We start from the raw sequence: 21,294 nt of genomic DNA, 5'->3' as shown, positions 1-21,294 counted from the left end.
CTTAGCTTTATTTCAAGATTCATCTTATTGGTAATGAAGACCACATTCAGTTTTCACTTTTCCAGCCCATCTACCATCTCTTGAATCGCCACCATCCCCTACAGGTAACGTACATTTCTCACACCCAATACTTGGATAGCCAACATCATGCAACGGGTTATACGGCAAGCTATGTTTGTATACATATCGCCAAACTTCTTTCCACGTCCAATGAATGAGTGGACAAACTTTAATAGATTGAAAACGATGATCTTGATTTATAAACTTTGTATGCTTACGTGTTTCTGATTGTTCCCTTCTTAAGCCCGATATCCATGCTTTTTCCACGACTAATGATTTTTCTAAAGGTAAAATTTTTCTAATCTTACAACAAAGATTCGGATTGCTCTCCCACAGTTTTTCACCATGCAACTTCGCCTGTTCATCAAGTGTAAGTTCTGGCTGTTTTTCTATAATATTCAATGAAGGAAATCGTTCCCGCACTTTTCGAATTAATTCATACGTTTCTTGAAAATGAACATTTGTATCCAAAAATACAACTTTAGCAGATGGATTTACTTGGTTTATAATGTGCAGCAATACCATACCTTCCACCCCAAAGCTACATGCGTAGACAACCTCATCTTTATATTCTTTATAAGCCCAATTTAATACTGATAACGCACCTTTTGTTTCATCTTCTTCCGAAAACGAAACAACATTTTCTTCCCACGTTTCATACGTCAACATGTTTTTTCCCCCTGTAAAAGCAAAAAGACGGTTTTAACCTAATGAAAATAGGTTAAAACCGCCTCTAGTTTTTCTAGTCAGCGCTTTTCACTTTAAACGTACTTTTTCACTTTTCTCTAACTGAATTACTTTCCCATCTTGCACAACAATTGTAATTGAACCATATTTCATATCAGCAAGCATCGCTTCAATCTTCTCGGATACTTCATCAAAATGTTCCCGTACACTCACGCGAACAGCCCCCCCTTTTTATTCATAAAAAAAATCTTTCCCATTTCGAAAAGACTGTTCGGTAATATATTTTACCTTATCTTTCAAAATGGATCCCATTTTGCTGGATTTAGCACCTTGCTTTCTATAAGCAGGTTGCCGAGCTTCTTCGGGCCAGTTCCCTCCGCTTCTCTTGATAAGCTTTGTATTTGTATTTTATCACAATTCTGATTTTTTTCAATCCTAGTTTTCCGATATATTTTAATTATTTTATTTTATAAAAAAGGAATTGCCCATTCGAACAACTCCTTTTCCTATTTAGACAAGCTCTTTAATACGTATGCGATCGTTCCCAATAATATTTTCATATGTTTCGCGTTCCACAACTACTTGCGATGTTCCGCCTTTTGCAAAGACAACGGCTGGTCTTCGAATCCGATTGTAATTATTCGCCATCGAGTACCCGTATGCTCCTGTACAGGAAACTGCTAGTAAATCAGAAGCAGCGACTTTCGGTAAATGAATATCCCAAATCAACATGTCTCCACTCTCACAGCATTTCCCGGCAATCGAAACGAGTTCCTCATTCTCATCATTCGCTCGATTCGCTAACATCGCTTCATAACGCGCATTATATAAAGCAGGTCTTAAATTATCTGTCATTCCACCATCGACTGATACATATTTCCGAATACCAGGAATATCTTTCACAGATCCAACTGTATAAATTGTTGTCCCAGCATCACCTACAATGCTACGGCCTGGCTCAATCCATATTTCTGGCAATGGATATTCACATACAGTAAATTGTTCTCTCACTGCACTTGTTACAGCTCGCACATATGTCTCAAGAGTTAATGGTGTATCTGACTCTGTGTAACGTATTCCAAATCCCCCGCCTACATTTAACACTTTTACTACATAGTTTGTTTGCTCTCTCACTTCTTCTAAAAATTGGCGAAGAACTTCAATTGCTCGAACAAAACCAGCTGTTTCAAATATTTGCGACCCAATATGTGAATGGATCCCTAGCACATTATAATTGGATTTTTGTAAAGCCAATCCAATTGCCTGCATTGCTTGACCATTTGAAACACCAAATCCAAATTTCGAATCATCCTGACCTGTTGTAATATATTCATGTGTGTGCGCCTCTACTCCAGGCGTTACACGAATTAATATGTTCACAAATTTCCCATGTTGCATCGCTAAATCGTGTAAAACTTCTAATTCAAAGAAATTATCTACGACAAAACAACCGATATTCGCCTGAAGAGCCATCACTATTTCTTCTTCTGTTTTATTATTTCCATGAAAATGAATACGTGATGCCGGAAATCCTGCTTGGAGCGCAGTATATAATTCTCCCCCAGAAACAACGTCTAATGACATATTCTCTTCACGAGCTACTCGGCACATCTCCATGCACAAGAACGCCTTGCTTGCATATGCTACTTGATAAGAGAAACCACTTTCTTTAAAAGCACGATGAAATGCTCGGCATTTTCCTCGAATAGACCCTTCATCGTATACATAAAGTGGTGTTCCGTATTGCTTTGCTAGCTGCGTCGTATCGCACCCTCCAATTTCTAAGTGTCCTTGCCCATTAATTCGGCTTGTGCCGTGTAAATACATTTAAATTCCTCCCTTATTTCCTCTAAAACTCATAACCCCAATCTTCTATTCATTGCAGCACGCTTTTAGATAGACAAAAAACGCGCGGAACAATGTTCACACGCGTTTCTTATTAGGAAAAATATATATTGAAAAAATAAACGAGTTGTTATCTCCTCAAAATAAGAAACCGCATCAACATCTCCAAATAGCTCTCCATAAAATAAATCTTATGACAGTACTACATTTATTCAATGCAGTCCCAATATATGAATAAGATGGTTATTCTTATATTTCGGCAATAGTCCCTTTCAACCTATGATCACAGATTCCATTAAATCTCCCATAGCTTACTCTTTCCTATCGCGGCCTCTACCTTTGAGAGTAGATGAGGTAAGTCTATTTAATTTTCAAACATCTAATTGTTGCTATTAACAATACCAAAGGACCATTTTATTTGTCAAACAATTTTTTATATTGTTTTTTTACAGTTTAGTTTCGTATCATTTGGTAAGCGCTTTACTGAAATCTTTGTCACTTCCCATTCGCCTTCTTCGTTATTAAATGTAATCGTTACCTTCTCAAATGGTGGAGCAATTTTCCCAGCAACACGTTCATACTTTGTCACTTCAATACTTGCTTGAAATAAATATGTACCGCTATACACTTTTTTTAAACTAATAATTTTAGGACATTGATAAGGTTTCAAACTTCCATATTGTTTTTCAATTGCTTTATTTATTTTTGGAAATAAAACAGAATAAAGTGCATCTTCCATAAGAGGTGCATCATATTGGGCTACCGACACACTCGGTGAAGTAAAAAGTATAACACTACTGCATGCTATAAAATATAATAATTTTCGCATTATAACCTCCGTATTATCACGCGATTCTTTCTGCGTACGATAATTATCATACATAGAAATTCTGTTTTATTGTCTCCCACCACTCTTTTTCTACTCGATTATTATAAAAAAGCCCACAACCTTCTTTTATTTTCGTATAATGATACTCATAGTATAATAATCATAATAACAAAGGACTGTTCGTATATATAAAATGAGTCGTTAAGCAAACTGACTCACAAGAACTGTCATGCTTTTTAGGAGAGGAGTATATTATGCTACAACATCTGTTTCCAAAACTGCGATTTGCACTCGTTGCAGTCGTTTTACTATGGATTAAAACATATATTGTGTACAAGCTAGCATTTGATATTAAAATTGATAATTTCTTTGAAGAATTCATGCTTTTTATCAATCCACTAGCTGCGTTACTTTTATTTTTCGGCTTAGCTTTACTTGCATCTAAGCACCGAAACCGAATTATAATTGGAATCAGTTTTATACTGTCATTTATTTTATTTGGAAACGCAATGTTTTATGGGTTCTATAACGATTTCGTTACTTTCCCGGTTTTATTCCAAACAAACAATATGGCTGATTTAGGGACAAGTATAAAAGAACTCTTTACGTACAAAACATTACTTTTATTTGCAGATGCAATTATTTTAATGTTTATTTCACGTAAATTCCCATCATTTGGCGACAAAACACCACTTTCCCGCTCAGAGAAGCGAACTTTCTTTAGCGGTGTAACAGCTTTATTAGCACTACAAATTGTTGTATCAGTTATTTATAAACCACAAATGTTCTCGCGCTCATTTGACCGTCAAACTGTCGTGAAGAATTTAGGTTTATACACATACCATCTATTTGACATTACGCTTCAATCCAAGTCTTCAGCTGAGCGTGTATTTGCAAGTGGAGATGGGTTTTCTGAAATTAAAAACTATACAGACTCAAAAGACAAACAAGTTGATAAAAACTTATTTGGAGCTGCAAAAGGTAAAAATGTAATTTTAATTTCAATGGAATCTACACAAAACTTTGTTATTAATAAAAAAATAAATGGAAAAGAAATTACACCATTTTTAAATGAATTTATTAAGGATAGTTTCTATTTCGATAACTTCTATCATCAAACTGGACAAGGCAAAACTTCTGATGCTGAATTTATCGTTGAAAACTCACTTTATCCGCTAGATCGTGGTTCTGTATTCTTTACTCATGCAACAAATGAATACACAGCGACACCAGAACAATTAAAGAAATACGGATATTCTTCTGCCGTCTTCCATTCAAACGATAAAACGTTTTGGAATCGGGATGTAATGTATCCTGCGCTTGGATATGATCGTTATTTTAATTTAAATGATTACGCAGGAACGGAGCAAATGTCTGTCGGTTGGGGATTAAAAGATAAAGAGTTCTTTGAACAATCTATTCCAAAGTTAAAATCTTTACCGCAACCGTTCTATACAAAATTTATTACATTAACAAATCATTTTCCGTTTCTTCTAAATCCGGAAGATCAATATGTTGATGAATTCAACTCGGAAAGTGGTGTTGTAAACCGCTACTTCCCAACTGTTCGTTACACAGATGAAGCTCTTAAATTATTTATTCAACAATTAAAAGAAGAAGGATTATATGATAATTCCGTTATTGTCATTTATGGTGATCATTACGGTATTTCCGAAAACCATAACGCAGCTATGGCACAGTTCCTAGGAAAAGATACTATTACACCATTCGATTCTATGCAATTACAACGAGTCCCTCTTATTATTCATGTGCCTGGCCAAGAAGGAAAAGTTGTTTCTAAAGTATCCGGTCAAATTGATATTAAGCCAACGCTCCTTCATTTACTTGGTATTAAAACAAATAAATCCGTTGAATTTGGAACTGACTTATTTATTAAAGAGAAAGACCCGCTTATGGTAATTCGTGATGGTAGCTTTGTTTCTGAAGAGTATGTTTATACAAAAAATATGTGCTACAAAAGAAGTACGGGTGAAGAAGCTGACATGACGTTATGTCAGCCGTATATTGAAAAAGCAAAAACAGAATTAAAACTCTCCGATAAATTAATTTATGGAGATTTATTACGCTTCGATCCTAATAATCGATATAAAACCGGAACGATGACAACGAAATTTGAATAGTAAAGGAAGCAACTTTATACAAGTTGCTTCCTCTTTTTATTTCCACTTAATTTTCGAACCATCCTTCTATGAAATCTTTCACAAATTGGTAATTTCTTTCGTATGAGGAATAAATTTATGGTATGATAAAATAAGTAAACTTTCATACACTAATTAAGAATTTATTACAGAAAGCAAGGGATCAGATTTTGTATAGAGCAGCTATTCCAAACTTATTTACGCTCGGAAATTTATATAGCGGATTTTTATCAATCGGCTATGCATCTTTAGGATATTATAAATCAGCTGCTATTTTAGTACTTATCGGGATGATGTTAGATAGTCTTGATGGTCGTGTTGCTCGTTTATTACGTGTTGATTCACAAATGGGAAAAGAGCTCGACTCGCTTGCAGATGTCGTAACATTTGGTGCAGCACCAGCTGTTTTAATGTATTACACATCTTTCTCAAACTACGGAATCATCGGATTATACATAGCGGGATTATTCCCTCTTTTCGGAGCATATCGTTTAGCACGATTTAATGTAACACCATCTTCTACTTCAATGAAATATTTCACTGGAGTACCGATTACAGCAGCGGGAGGGCTTGTTGCTTTCTTAACATTATTTTCACATACCATTCCAAAAATCGTTCTTATTACCGTATTTGTAACGTTCGCATTTTTAATGGTGAGCCGCATTCGTATCCCAAGTTTAAAAGATGTACCAATTCCACGATATAGCATCATTATTACACTATTTTTAGTTGGAATCATTATTACAATGTATCAAACAGGATTTGGAAATTTTTCTGTTTTCTTATTCATTGCCATTCCACTATATATTTTGTACATGTTATCTCAATTCATTAGACAAAGACCGTCTAAAAAAGCCAATAAAGAAAAATAAGAAAACCTTCCGAGTCCGGAAGGTTTCTTTTTATTTTGTAACTAATACCTTTTGATTTACAGGTGTTACTGGCTCTTCGCCGTTTAATACAGCTAAAATATTTCTGACAGCCATTTCAGCCATCGCATCACGAGTTTCAAATGTTGCATTCCCTACGTGTGGAGCAAGTACTACATTCTTTAATTCTTTTAGCTCTTCTGTAATTTTCGGTTCAAATTCAAACACGTCAAGAGCTGCTCCTTCAATTTCATTCGTTTTTAATGCATGAGCAAGTGCTGCTTCATTCATAATTGGTCCACGTGAAGCATTTACAATATACGCTGTTTTCTTCATCATTTTAAACTGCTCTTCATCAATCATATGATGTAATTTCGGATTATAAGCACAGTTAATTGTAATAAAGTCTGCTGTTTGTAATAATTCTTCCAACGTCACATACGTTGCTCCCAGTTCACTTTCAGCTTCAAGCTTACGATTTGGCCCTGTATATAAAACATCCATTCCAAATGCTTTCGCACGTTTTGCAACAGCCTTCCCGATTTCTCCAAGACCTATAATTCCGATTGTCTTACCATGGACTTCTCGTCCTAAGAAAAATAACGGTGCCCATCCGTTAAATCCAGTCGTACGACATAACGTATCCCCTTCAGGAATTCTACGCGCCGCTGCTAAAAGAAGTGCAAATGTTAATTCTGCAGTCGCTTCCGTTGATACTTTCGGTGTATTCGTAACTGCAATTCCTTTTTCGCCCGCATACGTGTAATCAATATTGTCGTAACCAGCACCATAGTTTGCAACAATCTTTAAATGAGGCGCTGCATCAATAACTTCTTTTGGCACCTTTGTCGAAAGTAAACTTAACAATGCATCTTTATCTTTTACACGCTCTGTTAATTCATCTATAGAAATTAACTCCTCTTTATTGTACATTTCTACATTATGATCTTTTAATAGTTCTAATCCAATTTCCGGAATTTTTCCCGCTACTAATATTTTTGCCACTACTAACACCTCTTCTATAGAAAATAAGACATCTCTTATATTTCATTGTAAGAAATCCACATATAAAAACCAAGGAATTTGATTATAGTTTTGAAAATCGACACTTTTCCATGAAAAAAGAGGAGATGCAACTCTCCCCTCTTCTTACGCTTTTTCCTGCGATTCTTTTCCAAGCTTCACATCAATAGTTCCTTCTGCAACCGTATCGCTAATTTGCTCCTCAATAACCGATTGAGATGCAGCATTCGTTTCAGAAGTATAAGCTTGTTGCTGTGCACCTTGTACATTTTGTTTGTTTTGTTGTTTCGCCATTTCTTACCCTCCTTTTCATTCTTTCTTATTTTGAACAAAAAGGACAGTTTTCATCAAAAAATTGCGTTTCATTTTGAATTTGTTACTTCTTCTTCAAGCGACCTCATTACTCTTGCTCGCTTCGTAAATGTTGCAACCTGAGTAACACCGTGAGCTCGTAATGTTTGTATATTTTCTTGTACATAATTCCCTAAATCATTTGGGTAATGGGCATCCGAAGAAATCGTAATTGGAACACCATACTTAGCTAATACTTGTAAATATAGTGGACTTGGGCACATTTCACGAACAGGATAACGATAGTATAATCCTGCATTTATTTCTGTTGCCGTATTCGTTTCTACTAATGCACAGGCAATTTCCTCATAATAAGAAAGCTGTTCATTCTCATCCAATCGATAATTAAATACCTTTATATTATCAAGATGAGCGATAATATCAAATAACTCGGTACGAATCGCACTCTCAACTGTTTTAAAAAACATATCATATAATGCGCGTAGGTCATGCACCTCAAAATATTCTTTCGTATCTGGATTATCAAATCCCCAGCCATTTAGAAAATGAACGGAACCAATTACATAATCAAAGTCTCCTAGCGCTAATAATTCTTTTAACTCTCCTTCACAACCAATAAAATAATCCGCTTCAATTCCAAGTTTAAGTGTGACACCTCTTTTCCCCCATCGTTCTTTCGCCTCTTCAATTGCCTTTGTAAAATCATACAGTGAAACTACCTTTACTTGATCTAACCATTCTTTCTGTATACGACCGAGCTTAGAATCACTAATATCTACATATTTTTCATAATATCCTTTTGCTTCATGAAAACGATATAGATGATCAACAATTCCCACTTCTTTTATTCCTTTTCGCACAGCTTCTTCTAAATATAGATCTATCCATTCTGTTGTAAATGGCCCTTCCTTCACACGCTTTTGCAAACGCTCTTGTGTTTTCATAAGCCAATCAATAGAATGTCTTTCTTGAAGCGGTTCATAACATTCCAACGCTTCATTTATTTTAGCAAGCCATCCTATTGAATACGGTCCTTCTTATAAGTGAAGATGATAATCTACTTTCATATACATTCCCCCTTATAATGTATCTATTTCCCTTCTATCCCCAACTCTCGAAAGCTTTCCATTTCGTTCTTTCACCTCTCGCATCACATCTTCCAATGCAATATTTTTTTCAGCTAATAAAACGAAACAGTGATAAAATACATCAACCATTTCTTTCACTACTTCTTCTTTATCATTATTTTTACATGCGATAATTACTTCAGCACACTCTTCACCAATCTTCTTTAAAATTTTATCTTCTCCTTTTGAAAATAAATAATTTGTATACGATTCAGGAAGTGGGCTTCCCTTTCGTTCTTCAATTGTTTTATACAGCAACTTAAAGGCATTTTCCATATGTATCCCCCTATATAATTTGATAGTAAAAACATGTCTTCTCTCCCGTATGACAAGCAGGTCCTACTTGTTTCACATTCACAACAATTGAATCTTGATCACAATCTAAATATAAAGATTGCACATATTGAACATTCCCTGATGTTTCCCCCTTATTCCATAACGACTGCCTCGAACGAGAATAAAACCATGTTCTTTTCGTCTCTAACGTTTTTTTATATGCTTCTTCATTCATATAAGCTAGCATTAAAACGTCTTTCGTACCTTCTTCGATGACAATTGCCGGTATTAATCCTTTTGAAAAATTAGGTTTCATAACCGCACCTCAATATTTGCATCTCTTAATTTTCGCTTTACACTCTGCACTGTCGCCTCACCATAATGAAAGATGGATGCCGCTAACGCTGCATCAACCGTTGTCTTTTGAAAAACTTCTATAATATGATCCGTATGACCACAGCCTCCTGATGCGATGACTGGAATAGAAACACTTTTTGAAATTTCTTCTGTTAAACGAAGGTCATATCCGCTTTTCGTTCCATCTGCATCCATACTCGTTAACAAAATTTCACCTGCCCCAAGTTTAACAACACGCTTCGCCCATTCTATGGCATCCATTCCTGTGTCAACTCTTCCGCCGTTGACATATACGTTCCATTTACCTTCTGCTACTTTTCTAGCATCAATTGCCACGACAATACATTGTGATCCAAAGTGTTCTGCCCCTTCTTCTATTAACTTCGGGTTTCGCACTGCCGCTGAGTTTATTGAAACTTTGTCTGCCCCAGCTCTTAGTAAATTGTACATATCTTTCACACTTGATATCCCCCCGCCAACCGTAAGAGGAATAAATACTTTTGCTGCTGTTTTTTCTACAACATCTATAATCGTTTTTCTTCCTTCATGAGTCGCCGTAATATCTAAAAATACGATTTCATCTGCCCCTGCCTCGTTATATGCTTCAGCTATTTCAACCGGATCACCGACATCTTGTAATCCTATAAAATTTACACCCTTTACGACTCGCCCTTCTTTCACATCTAGACATGGAATAATTCGTTTCGCTAACATAACTTCGTTACCTGTAATACTTCTTCTAAATCAATCGTTTTCTCGTAAAGCGCCTTTCCAATTATGACACCATATATATTCATATCATTTAACTTTTTCACATCTTGAATAGATGCCACTCCTCCAGAAGCGATGAGACGAATGCCCACACTTTTTTGAAGTATCGCTAATTGTTCAAAATTTGGACCTGCAAGCGTCCCGTCTTTCGAAATGTCTGTAAACACAATCGTTTGAACACCTAAACTTTCCATTTGTTTCGCTAAACTAACGTAAGAAATTTCAGATAGATCAAGCCAACCTCTCGTTGCTACGAAACCATTTTTCGCATCAATTCCAACAATGATTTTCTCTTTATATAGACGAACTGCTTCCTCTAAAAATGACTTATCATAAAGAGCTGCTGTTCCTAAAATCACTTTTTCTACACCTGCTGACAATAACTTCTCCACCGTTACAAGTGAACGAATTCCTCCTCCCACTTGCACAGGAATACGTACCGCCTTGCAGATTTTTTCAATGACGGGCAAATTTAAAGACTCGCCAGCAATTGCACCGTCTAAATCAACAATGTGTAGTATTTCCGCTCCAAGCTTTTCAAATATGATCGCCTGCGCTACTGGATCTTCATTCATCACCGTTTCTTTACTAAACTCTCCTTGATAAAGTCTAACGCATCGTCCTTCTTTTAAATCGATAGCTGGGAAGATTTCCATGCTTCTACCACCCCTTGAAAATTTTTTAATATTTGCATGCCAATTTCGCCACTTTTTTCTGGATGAAACTGTGCACCAAATACATTTCCTTTCGCGACAAACCCTGGTACTTGCATTCCATAATCACTTACTCCGCATACAATTTCATCTGGACAATCCGCGTAATATGAGTGAACATAATACACGAAAGAACCATCCACTAATCCATTCCAAAGCGGAAATTCTCTTTCCTTCCTTAATTCATTCCATCCCATATGAGGAATTTTATACGAAACTTTTAACTTACGAATTTCCCCTGGTAGTAAACCTAACCCGCTACAATCTTTTAGTTCCTCACTTCGTTCAAATAAAAGCTGCATGCCCAAACATATACCGAGGAGTGGTTTTCCTATATCACAAACCTCTTTTAGTACACACACTAAATCTCTTTCTTCTAATACGTCCATCGCTTTCGGAAATGCACCTACTCCCGGTAAAATCACGCCATCGCTTCTCAATATCTCTTTTTTATCACTCGTTACAATGTACTCTGCGCCAATATATTTTAATGCTTGCTCTACACTGCGAATATTCCCCATTCCATAATCTATAATGGCAATCAATTACAACATTCCTTTCGTTGAATTTACACCAGTAATGTTGGCATTTTTTTCGACCGCTTCTCTAAGCGCTCTACCAAAAGCTTTAAATAATGCTTCAATTTTGTGATGTGTATTACTTCCGTATAGAACGCGCGCATGTAATGTAATATTGGCAGCATGTGCAACTGCTCTAAAAAATTCTTCCGTCAATTCTGTATCAAAATCCCCGAGCTTCGGATTTGTTAATTCCCCTTGAAATACACAATATGAGCGTCCACTTATATCAATTGCGACAAATCCTAAAGATTCATCCATCGGTACATACGCAGAACCGTAACGATTAATTCCCTCTTTGTTTTGCAATGCTTCTTTCAAGCAATTTCCAAGTACAATTCCAACATCTTCAACGGTGTGATGTGCATCGACAAATACATCACCTTCTGCTTCAACCTGCAATCCAAATCTTCCATGTCTAGCAAATAAAGTAAGCATATGATCGAAAAAACCAACCCCTGTTTGAATAGATACATTTGTACTTTCATCAAGCTGCAAATTTAATTTAATTTTTGTTTCTGTCGTCTCACGTGCTTGACTGGACTGACGCATTATTTTTCCTCCTCAAACCTTATTTGGATTGCTCTCGCATGTGCATGTAACCCTTCTTTATTTGCAAGCTCTACAATATGATGCTGTACATTTTTTAATGCCTCCTCCGTATAAGAAATAAAACTTGATTTTTTCACGAAATCATCGACTGATAACGGAGAAAAAAATCTTGCCGTTCCGCTCGTTGGTAATACATGATTCGGTCCCGCTAAATAATCCCCGAGCGGTTCAGGTGAATATGGCCCAAGGAAAATAGAGCCTGCATGTTTCACATAATCTAGAGCATTCATTGGTTCTTTTATATGTAACTCTAAATGTTCTGGAGCAATTTCATTTGATAACTTTAGCGCCTCCTCTAAAGAAGGAACGATAAAGATGGCTCCATTTCTATTTATTGATTCACGTGCAATTTCACTTCTTGGTAACGTTTCTAACTGTCTTTCTACCTCTTTTTCCACTTCTTTAGCTAGTTCCATATTCGTTGTAATACAAATCGCCGTTGCTCTCTCATCATGCTCTGCTTGCGATAATAAATCCGCTGCGATATATTTTGCATTACCTGTTTCATCCGCGACAACTACAATTTCTGATGGACCAGCAATCATATCGATATTTACTATTCCGTATACTTCTCGTTTCGCTAGAGCGACGTACAAATTTCCCGGTCCAACTATTTTATCCACTTTCGGAATCGATTCCGTCCCGTATGCTAAAGCAGCAATTGCTTGTGCGCCACCTATCGTATAAATTTCATCTACTCCCGCAAGATCTGCAGCAGCTAATATATGCGGATCAATTCCTCCTTTCCTCGGCGGTGTTACCATTACAATCTTTTTCACACCTGCGAGTTTCGCCGGCAATACATTCATTAATACTGAAGAAGGATATGAGGCTGTCCCACCCGGTACATATACACCTATATTTTCTAACGGCCGAATGAGTTGCCCTCTAATTATCCCTTTACTTTCACAATCGAATATTGAGTGCTTCTTTTGCTTTTCGTGATACGAAACAACGTTTTTCTTCGCCTCTTTTAAAGCTTCTAAAAATGAATTCTCTACAAACATACTCGCTTGCTGTATTTCTTCTTCACTTACACGAAAATTTTTCATCTCTACACCATCAAACTTTTTTGTATAGAAAGATAAAGCCTCATCTTTCCCTTCCCTTACATGTCTAATGATTTCTCTTACACTTCTTTGAACAGTTTCTTCTATTATATTAGCGTTTTCTCTTAGCACTTTTATTTTAGATAATGCCTCCTTAAATTCTTCATAAATGATTTCCATTTTAAATCCTCCTATTTCCCTGATAAGATTTCTTGCTCCATCATATTTATAATGCTGAATATTTCGTCTTTTTTAGTTTTTAAGGCTGCCTTATTTACAATCATCCGAGCCGATATAAAGTACATTTCCTCAAATACAATGAGTCCATTCTCTTGTAATGTTTTTCCTGTTTCAACAATATCTACAATCGCATCTGCCAATCCAAGAAGAGGAGCGATTTCTACAGAACCTTCTATCTTAATAATTTCTACATCCTCTCCCTTATCATGAAAATAAGTAGAAGTAATATGGGGGTATTTCGTAGCGATTCTTTTCTTCCGGTAACTCTTCGGATTATACGTAGGAATAGAAGCAACACAAAACTTACAAATCCCCACTCCTAAATCCAGCATTTCATAAATATCTTTCTCGTTTTCCATTAAAATATCTTTTCCAACGATGCCAATATCAGCTACCCCATGTTCTACATAAGTAGCAACATCAACCGCTTTTACTAAAATAAATGAAACATTTGTATTTTTACTTTGAAATACAAGCTTCCGACCTTTATTTTTGAGCTCGGAACAATCAATTCCAATCTGCTCAAAAAGTGGAATGACATGTTTTTCTAATCTTCCTTTCGTTAACGCAATTTGAATGTTACGCATGAAGCCTCTCCTTCTTTCTGGACTACCCATTTCTCATTCCATACATATTCCACTAAGTATTCATTCTGTGCCTCAACGACCGTTCCTATTTTATTTTTTCTTGCAAATTGAAAGGTATCGCTTAAATTAGAGAATAGAGATAACCAAGCATTTTTCCCATCCTTTCGAAGTAAATTTCGTAACCTTTCTGCTTCCGCTAATCTATTTAACTCATAATGAATCACAATATCAATTTGATTTCGTTCATATGGTTCTTGCTGCTCTTGCAGTGCCTTCACAATTTGATTTACTTGTACCGCGAGTCCAACAGCTGGCAGCATTTCTCCAAAATTCCCAATTAGCTCATCGTATCTTCCGCCACTAACGATTTCTTCTCCAATTTCATATATATATCCTTTGAAAATAACACCCGTATAGTAATCTAAGTGTTGAATCATGCCCAAATCAATTGATATGTAAGAACCATATCCTAACATTTCAATTGTTTCATACATTTCTTTTACTCTTGCAATTGCCATTTTCATTTCATTACTTGAAGCAAGCTTTTCTGCTTCCTCAATAACTTCTAAATTTCCAAATAGCCTTGGCAATTTCTCAAGTAATCTTACTGTCTCATCGCATCGATCTAATTTCTTTTCTCCGATAAAATTTGAGAGGGCTGCATAATTTTTACTTTCTATATACGTTCTAAGTACCCTTTCTTCTTCATCCTGGATGGAGAGTTTTTTTACAATACATTTATATAACTGTACTTGCCCAATCTCAATTGTAAAAGATTGCACCTTCAACTTTTGAAGTGCTTGAATGACACTTATTACACATTCAATTTCAGCTCTTACATTATCAATCCCGATAACTTCAATACCACTTTGTACGATTTCATTATATTTTCCAGAATGGGATTCATTCGCTCGAAATACATTCCCGCTATACGTCACTTTAAGTGGCGTATCCCATCTCTGTGTTCCAATAACTCTCGCTAAAGGAATTGTCATATCTGGACGTAAAACGATAATCCTTCCCTTTTCATCAAAAAATTTATACATCTTCTCTTCATCTATCGGTCTATTTTGAAATGCAAAAACATCATAAAATTCAATTGTAGGTGTTCTTATTTCCTCATAACCTCTCTCTAAAAAAGTAAGCCTTAATTTTTGTTCTACTTCTTCAATTAACGTACATTCTTCGAATAAATAATCTCTCGTTCCATTCGGGTTTGCTCGTTTCCATTTTGTCATCTAAATTTTCACACCTTTCCCCTTCTAATGTATGCCTATTTCATTCCCCTAAGCCGAAAATAAAAAGAGCCTTGTAGACAAAATACCTACAAGGCTCTTCAGTAGAGTGTAGGTACAACGGGAATAACCCTTGTACCTACACGTTTTCACGCTAGGTTCAAGGGTTTCATGTATGATGATGTAGTTGTGTAAGCATTGTAATAGATTGCACGATATTCATAATACTTACTCCCTTTCTCCTCTGATTTTCACATAGTATATAACAGTTAATTTTGAATGTAAATACATTTTTAATATTCCGTCATTTTTTTTAATGTAAAGCCACTTTTCTTTCATACTCTTTTATTTCTTGTTCATATTGCATTGTAATACTAATTTCATCTAAACCATTTAATAACTTCTCTTTCCACATTTTCTCGATCGTAAAATGGAATCTATGCGTATTCGTTGTCATTATTTCATTTTCTAAATCAACTGTAATTTGTTCCCTCGCATCTGTTTTAGCAAGTTGTTCACGCATATCTTTATCCATTACAATCGGTAACATGCCATTCTTCATACAATTCATATAAAAGATATCGGCAAATCCTCCAGCGATAATAACGCGGAAACCATAATCAGCAAGTGCCCATGGAGCATGTTCTCTTGACGAGCCACATCCAAAATTATCACCTGTAATTAATATGCTGGCTCCTTTTCTTTCTTGTGCATTAAGCGGGAAATTAGGGTTTTCTTGGCGATTATTATCATATCGCCACTCATCAAATAAAAACTTCCCAAACCCAGTTCTTTCAATTCTCTTTAAATATTGCTTCGGAATAATTTGATCTGTATCAATGTTATCATTCATCAGTACTGCGGCAGTACCTTTATGAATACGAAATGGCTCCATCATAACTCTCCTTTCTAATATCAACAAAATGACCATATAACGCAGCCGCTGCCGCCATTGCCGGGCTAACTAAATGCGTTCGTGCTCCCTTTCCTTGTCTTCCTTCAAAATTGCGATTGGACGTAGAGGCACAATGTTCTCCTTCAGGCACTTGATCTGGATTCATACCTAGACACATTGAGCATCCGGGCTCTCTCCATTCAAATCCAGCTTCTTCAAATATGCGATGTAATCCTTTATGCATCGCTGCTTCTCTTACCCTTTGAGATCCAGGTACAACAAGTGCTCGCACACCTTCTTTTACTTTTTTACCTTTCACGACAGATGCAGCAATTTCTAAGTCAGAAAGCCTGGAATTTGTACAAGATCCAATGAAAACATGTTGAACTGGAATGTCATACGTACTTTGTCCGGGACTCAATCCCATATAAGAAAACGCTCTTTCATCATTTGCATCATGCTTTTCTGGCAATTTCTCATCGATCCGAACACCCATACTAGGATTTGTTCCCCACGTAACGTACGGCGCTAAATCCGTAACATCTACTAGAATATGTAAATCATAAACTGCATCTAAATCTGTATAAAGTTCTGACCATTTTTTCTTAATAGATTCATAGTCTTTCGGTGCATATTTACGCCCTTTTACGTAAGCAAACGTTTTTTCATCTGGTGCAATAATGCCAGCCTTTGCTCCCCCTTCAATTGCCATATTGCAAAGCGTCATCCTCTCTTCCATATCCATAGCATGAATGGCCTCTCCATAAAATTCCATTACGTAACCTGTTCCAACTGCTACTCCGTACTTTGAAAGAAGGTGTAAAATAATATCTTTCGCATAGACACCTTGCGGTAACTTCCCTTTTAACTCAATGCCCATCGCTTTCGGCTTTCGTTGCCATAACGTTTGCGTTGCCAATACATGTTCCACTTCACTCGTACCAATACCAAACGCTAGTGCGCCAAAAGCACCGTGTGTTGCTGTATGACTATCACCACAAACAATCGTTTTTCCTGGCTGTGTGAGTCCAAGTTCTGGTCCTATTACATGAACGATCCCTTGCTCTTCATCTCCGATATCCGCTAATGGCACCTGAAATTGTTTACAGTTTTGCCGAAGTGTATCTAGTTGCTGCTTCGCAATGCGGTCGGTAATATTCCAAACATCTTTCGTTGGAATATTATGATCCATCGTTGCAAATGTTAAATCTGGTCTGCGGACTGTTCGATTTGTAAGCCGCAAGCCTTCAAAGGCTTGCGGTGACGTTACTTCATGAACAAGATGTAGATCGATATATAATAAATCCAATCCATTTTCATTAGTCGCAACTACATGTCTTTCCCAAAGCTTATCTAGTAACCTTTTTCCCATTATCTCCCTCTCCCTACTAACGCTTGCTCTTCCATTTCTTGAATAACTGCCTTTGTAAATGAAGTTGTCGTTTCAGTCCCCCCGATATCTGCTGTACATTTCCCTGATTTAAGGACTGCAGAAACTGCTTCTTCAATTGCATATCCTTCTCTCGTTAATCCGAACGATTGCCCAAGCATCATTGCAACAGAACGCATCATCGCAATTGGATTCGCCTTATTTTTCCCCGCAATATCCGGTGCTGATCCGTGAATAGGCTCGTATAATGAAGGTCCCTTTTCAGCGTGACTTGCTGATGGAAGCATTCCTAATGATCCAGCTAATACTGAAGCCTCATCACTTAAAATATCACCAAATAAATTTTCCGTTACAATAACGTCAAATCTTCCTGGATTCCGAATTAATTCCATAGCTGCTGCATCTACTAAAATGTGTTCTACTTCCACATTTGGGTAGCGAAGTGCTACTTCTTCTGTCACAGTTCTCCATAATTTACTAGACTCTAAAACATTCGCTTTATCAATAGATGTTACTTTTTTCTTCCGCTTATTTGCTAATTGAAAAGCATACGAAACGATACGTTCAATTTCATGGCGATGATACGTAAGTGTATCTGTCGCCACTTCTTCCGTTCGCTCTTTCGGATAAGAAAAATAAATTCCGCCTGTTAATTCACGAACGACAACGAAATCAATTTCATCAGCGTTTTTTAATGGTGATAAATGTGCAGTTGCACTTTCTACCGTTACAGGGCGAACATTCGCAAATACACCGAGTCCTTTTCTTAATGCTAATAATCCTTTCTCAGGCCTTTCTTTCGCACTATCCCACCTTGGTCCACCTACTGCTCCAAGTAAAACCGCATCACTCGCTAAACAGGCGGCAAGTGTTCGCTGTGGTAATGGTTGCCCAGTTAAATCGATAGCAACACCACCAAAGTACTCATCTTGCAAATGAAAATGATGTCCATATAGCCTTTCTACCATATGCAATACTTCCTTCGCACTCTCCATTACTTCTGGACCGACACCATCACCAGCTAAACAAACGATACGTTTTTCCATTTTTAACACTCCTTTTAACAGAATTTTCAGAACTTTAATTTGATAGGTGAGGAAAGCTTCTCTCACCTATCAATTATTTATTTCACAAGCGCTATAAGAGATTTTAATTTCCCTGCTGCATGGACATAAGCTCTCGCCGACGCTTCCAATACGTCTTGCGCAACTCCGAAACCTGATATTTGGTGACTACCTTCTTTTAATTCAACATGAACGTGAGCAAGTGCATCTTGACCTTGTGTAATAGATTGTATGCGATAATCTGCCAATTCACATTCTAATCCTAAAATTCTTTGAATCGCATTGTATATCGCTTCAATACTACCAGAACCAGTGGCTGCATCTTCATATACATTTCCTTCCTCATCCTTCAACACAACTGTTGCGCATTGTGTACTATTTGATACGAAATGCACTTGTAATTGCGTAATGTTATATTGCTGAGCTGCAAATGCTGCTTCACCAAGCATAAGTGCGCGTAAATCTTCTTCAGTAATTTCCTTTTTACGATCAGCCAATTTTTTAAATGCTTCGAATGCCGCATCTCGCTCTTCATTTGTAAATTCATAACCAAGCTCTTTCATTTTTTCCGTAAACGCATGACGGCCAGAGTGTTTCCCAAGTACAAAGAGATTTTGGGATTCTCCTATAAGCGCTGGTTCGATAATTTCATAAGTTGTTACTTCTTTTAAAACCCCGTCTTGGTGGATGCCCGATTCATGAGCAAATGCATTCGCTCCAACGATTGCTTTATTTTTCGGTACAACCATACCCGTTAACCTGCTTACTAATATACTCGTCGCCTTAATTTCTTTTAAAGTCATCGAAGGCTCTGCTTTATAAAAATCTTTTCTAATATGAAGAGCTACCGCAACTTCTTCTAACGCTGCATTCCCTGCTCTTTCTCCAATGCCATTAATCGTTCCTTCTACTTGCAATGCTCCCCCTTCAACCGCAGCTAACGAATTTGCTACTGCCATACCAAGATCATCGTGACAATGACAAGAAAAAATCGCTTTTTCATATGATGGAACGGATTCTTGTAAGTATTCAAAAAGAGAATAATACTCTTCCGGATTTGTATATCCAACTGTATCCGGAATATTAATTACATTCGCTCCTGCTCGAATCGCAATTTCTACTGCTTCAGCTAAAAATGCTCTCGATGTTCTTGTCGCATCTTCTGCAGAAAATTGTACTGTCGGAAATAATGATTTTCCGAGCGTAACCGAGCGATGAATACTATTTAACACATCTTCTTTTGACATACAAAGTTTATATTTCATATGAATATCACTCGTAGCTAGAAATACGTGTAGACGAGGAGATACAGCGCCTTTCACAGCTTCATATGCTCTTCGAATGTCACTTTCTTTCGCTCTAGCTAAACTCATAACCGTAGCATTTTGAATTGTATTCGCAATACGTTTTACCGATTGGAAGTCGCCTTCGGAAGCTGCCGCGAATCCAGCTTCCATTACATGAATACCAAGCCTCTCTAATTGCCTAGCAATTTGTAATTTCTCTTGTTCATTTAAATTTACTCCTGGTGATTGTTCGCCATCACGAAGCGTTGTATCCATGAACAAAACCTGCTTCATATTATTTAACCCCTACCTTTACTCGCGGCTGTACGAAAGGCATCATTTCACGTAATTTACGTCCAACTACTTCGATTTCATGTTTATTCTCTTTCTCATTTGTCGCATGGAAATTTGGTCTTCCTGCTTTATGTTCTGCAATCCACCCTCTTGCAAATGTACCATCTTGAATTTCTGCTAATACTGCCCCCATCGCTTTCTTCGTATCTTCAGTCACAACGCGTGGTCCTGATACGAAATCTCCCCACTGCGCTGTATCTGAAACTGAATATCTCATATTTTCAAGTCCACCTTCGTACATAAGGTCAACGATTAGCTTCAATTCATGTAAACATTCAAAATATGCAAGTTCAGGCTGATATCCCGCATCAACTAACGTTTCAAACCCTGCTTTTACAAGTGCAGTCACTCCGCCGCAAAGTACAGCTTGCTCTCCAAACAAATCTGTTTCTGTTTCTTCTTTAAACGTCGTTTCTAGTACACCAGCTCTCGTTGCTCCAATTCCGTCAGCATAAGAAAGTGCTTTTTCAGTCGCAACTCCTGTTGCATCTTGATATACTGCAAATAATGCAGGAACAGCCCCGCCCTCGGCGAACGTACGGCGTACGAGATGCCCTGGTCCTTTTGGCGCTACTAGAAATACATCTACATTAGCTGGTGGTTTTACTTGATCAAAGTGAACATTAAATCCATGTGCGAACACGAGAGAGTTTCCAGCCTGTAAATTTGGTGCAATTTCAGCTTCATATACTTCTGGTTGTAATTCATCAGGCAATAGAATCATTACTACATCAGCTTTTTCCGCAGCTTCTGCTACTGTATATACAGAAAACCCATCTTCATTCGCTTTATCCCAAGACTTACCTTTTCTTAAACCTACTACTACATCAAATCCGTTATCGCGTAAATTTTGCGCATGCGCATGACCTTGCGAGCCATATCCGATGATTGCTACTTTCTTTTCCTTTAATACATTTACTGTTACATCTTTCTCATAATAAACTTTTGCCATTTTCATTTCCCCCTATATTTAAAT

Annotated in this window: 22 protein-coding genes, 1 pseudogene and 2 riboswitches; of the genes and pseudogenes, 2 read left to right on the top strand and 21 right to left on the bottom strand. The window is 37.0% G+C overall.

What is annotated here, in order from left to right:
- Positions 1-24 precede the first annotated feature (24 nt).
- The 4 genes from BC_RS07055 to BC_RS07040 form a co-directional block, all read right to left on the bottom strand.
- Entirely contained in the window at positions 25-729 is a 705-nt protein-coding gene (locus tag BC_RS07055) for a phosphoadenylyl-sulfate reductase (protein ID WP_000959022.1), read from the bottom strand.
- An 87-nt stretch (positions 730-816) separates the two neighbouring features.
- Complete coding sequence (locus BC_RS07050) at positions 817-960, bottom strand: YezD family protein (RefSeq protein ID WP_000116158.1); 144 nt, start codon at positions 958-960, stop codon at positions 817-819.
- Between the two features lie 73 nt (positions 961-1,033).
- A riboswitch (SAM riboswitch) is annotated at positions 1,034-1,142 on the bottom strand.
- 115 nt (positions 1,143-1,257) lie between these two features.
- Positions 1,258-2,574, bottom strand: a complete 1,317-nt coding sequence (gene lysA, locus BC_RS07045) for a diaminopimelate decarboxylase (protein WP_000280679.1) — start codon at positions 2,572-2,574, stop codon at positions 1,258-1,260.
- Between the two features lie 180 nt (positions 2,575-2,754).
- Positions 2,755-2,936: riboswitch (Lysine riboswitch) on the bottom strand.
- 89 nt (positions 2,937-3,025) lie between these two features.
- Complete coding sequence (locus tag BC_RS07040; RefSeq protein ID WP_001228823.1) at positions 3,026-3,421, bottom strand: DUF3888 domain-containing protein; 396 nt, start codon at positions 3,419-3,421, stop codon at positions 3,026-3,028.
- A 254-nt stretch (positions 3,422-3,675) separates the two neighbouring features.
- Between BC_RS07040 and BC_RS07035 the strand changes: the two genes are divergently transcribed.
- Both BC_RS07035 and pssA read left to right on the top strand, forming a co-directional pair.
- Positions 3,676-5,562 carry an LTA synthase family protein gene (locus BC_RS07035; RefSeq protein WP_000939077.1) on the top strand — a complete coding sequence of 629 codons (1,887 nt, stop codon included), beginning with the start codon at positions 3,676-3,678 and terminating at the stop codon, positions 5,560-5,562.
- A 188-nt stretch (positions 5,563-5,750) separates the two neighbouring features.
- Positions 5,751-6,452: a CDP-diacylglycerol--serine O-phosphatidyltransferase gene (gene pssA / locus BC_RS07030; RefSeq protein WP_000285417.1), complete on the top strand. Its 702-nt coding sequence runs from the start codon at positions 5,751-5,753 to the stop codon at positions 6,450-6,452.
- Positions 6,453-6,482: 30 nt separating this feature from the next.
- On the opposite strand, the gene BC_RS07025 is transcribed toward pssA, so the two are convergent.
- The 17 genes and pseudogenes from BC_RS07025 to ilvC all read right to left on the bottom strand — a co-directional run bounded on the left by BC_RS07025 (position 6,483) and on the right by ilvC (position 21,270).
- Entirely contained in the window at positions 6,483-7,454 is a 972-nt protein-coding gene (locus BC_RS07025; protein ID WP_001062858.1) for an NAD(P)-dependent oxidoreductase, read from the bottom strand.
- Between the two features lie 144 nt (positions 7,455-7,598).
- Positions 7,599-7,766: a YozQ family protein gene (locus tag BC_RS07020; protein ID WP_001118878.1), complete on the bottom strand. Its 168-nt coding sequence runs from the start codon at positions 7,764-7,766 to the stop codon at positions 7,599-7,601.
- Between the two features lie 68 nt (positions 7,767-7,834).
- Positions 7,835-8,851 (bottom strand): annotated as a pseudogene (locus BC_RS07015) (histidinol phosphate phosphatase domain-containing protein).
- 12 nt (positions 8,852-8,863) lie between these two features.
- Positions 8,864-9,187: a phosphoribosyl-ATP diphosphatase gene (hisE, locus tag BC_RS07010; RefSeq protein WP_000426358.1), complete on the bottom strand. Its 324-nt coding sequence runs from the start codon at positions 9,185-9,187 to the stop codon at positions 8,864-8,866.
- 10 nt (positions 9,188-9,197) lie between these two features.
- Positions 9,198-9,503, bottom strand: a complete 306-nt coding sequence (gene hisI / locus BC_RS07005) for a phosphoribosyl-AMP cyclohydrolase (protein ID WP_000803957.1) — start codon at positions 9,501-9,503, stop codon at positions 9,198-9,200.
- On the bottom strand, positions 9,500-10,258 hold the full coding sequence (gene hisF, locus BC_RS07000) for an imidazoleglycerol phosphate synthase cyclase subunit (RefSeq protein ID WP_000880108.1): 759 nt from the start codon (positions 10,256-10,258) through the stop codon (positions 9,500-9,502). The genes hisI and hisF overlap by 4 nt, the downstream gene beginning before the upstream one ends.
- Positions 10,252-10,971 carry a 1-(5-phosphoribosyl)-5-[(5-phosphoribosylamino)methylideneamino]imidazole-4-carboxamide isomerase gene (gene hisA / locus BC_RS06995; protein ID WP_000402298.1) on the bottom strand — a complete coding sequence of 240 codons (720 nt, stop codon included), beginning with the start codon at positions 10,969-10,971 and terminating at the stop codon, positions 10,252-10,254. The genes hisF and hisA overlap by 7 nt, the downstream gene beginning before the upstream one ends.
- On the bottom strand, positions 10,944-11,573 hold the full coding sequence (gene hisH / locus BC_RS06990) for an imidazole glycerol phosphate synthase subunit HisH (protein ID WP_000560360.1): 630 nt from the start codon (positions 11,571-11,573) through the stop codon (positions 10,944-10,946). The genes hisA and hisH overlap by 28 nt, the downstream gene beginning before the upstream one ends.
- Positions 11,574-12,158 carry an imidazoleglycerol-phosphate dehydratase HisB gene (gene hisB, locus BC_RS06985; RefSeq protein WP_001249949.1) on the bottom strand — a complete coding sequence of 195 codons (585 nt, stop codon included), beginning with the start codon at positions 12,156-12,158 and terminating at the stop codon, positions 11,574-11,576.
- Positions 12,158-13,447, bottom strand: coding sequence for a histidinol dehydrogenase (gene hisD / locus BC_RS06980; RefSeq protein WP_000402931.1), 1,290 nt, complete (start codon positions 13,445-13,447; stop codon positions 12,158-12,160). The genes hisB and hisD overlap by 1 nt, the downstream gene beginning before the upstream one ends.
- Positions 13,448-13,458: 11 nt before the next feature.
- A complete protein-coding gene (gene hisG / locus BC_RS06975; RefSeq protein WP_001244493.1) occupies positions 13,459-14,094 on the bottom strand; it encodes an ATP phosphoribosyltransferase in 636 nt (211 codons plus the stop codon).
- Positions 14,070-15,332: an ATP phosphoribosyltransferase regulatory subunit gene (locus tag BC_RS06970; protein WP_000170297.1), complete on the bottom strand. Its 1,263-nt coding sequence runs from the start codon at positions 15,330-15,332 to the stop codon at positions 14,070-14,072. Before BC_RS06970 ends, hisG begins: the two co-directional genes overlap by 25 nt.
- A 310-nt stretch (positions 15,333-15,642) precedes the next feature.
- Positions 15,643-16,224, bottom strand: a complete 582-nt coding sequence (leuD, locus tag BC_RS06965) for a 3-isopropylmalate dehydratase small subunit (RefSeq protein WP_000433189.1) — start codon at positions 16,222-16,224, stop codon at positions 15,643-15,645.
- The gene (gene leuC, locus BC_RS06960; protein ID WP_000518111.1) at positions 16,202-17,596 is read right to left on the bottom strand and encodes a 3-isopropylmalate dehydratase large subunit; all 1,395 of its coding nucleotides are present in this window, start codon (positions 17,594-17,596) and stop codon (positions 16,202-16,204) included. Before leuC ends, leuD begins: the two co-directional genes overlap by 23 nt.
- Positions 17,596-18,660, bottom strand: coding sequence for a 3-isopropylmalate dehydrogenase (gene leuB / locus BC_RS06955; protein ID WP_000415384.1), 1,065 nt, complete (start codon positions 18,658-18,660; stop codon positions 17,596-17,598). Before leuB ends, leuC begins: the two co-directional genes overlap by 1 nt.
- 77 nt (positions 18,661-18,737) lie before the next feature.
- A complete protein-coding gene (gene leuA / locus BC_RS06950; RefSeq protein WP_000815750.1) occupies positions 18,738-20,258 on the bottom strand; it encodes a 2-isopropylmalate synthase in 1,521 nt (506 codons plus the stop codon).
- A 1-nt stretch (position 20,259) separates the two neighbouring features.
- A complete protein-coding gene (gene ilvC / locus BC_RS06945; protein ID WP_001151741.1) occupies positions 20,260-21,270 on the bottom strand; it encodes a ketol-acid reductoisomerase in 1,011 nt (336 codons plus the stop codon).
- Positions 21,271-21,294 lie beyond the last annotated feature (24 nt).

Source organism: Bacillus cereus ATCC 14579, from assembly GCF_000007825.1.
GTDB classification, from domain to species: domain Bacteria; phylum Bacillota; class Bacilli; order Bacillales; family Bacillaceae_G; genus Bacillus_A; species Bacillus_A cereus.
Note: the sequence above shows the minus strand (reverse complement) of the source record. Positions and strands in the feature narration are given on the sequence as shown.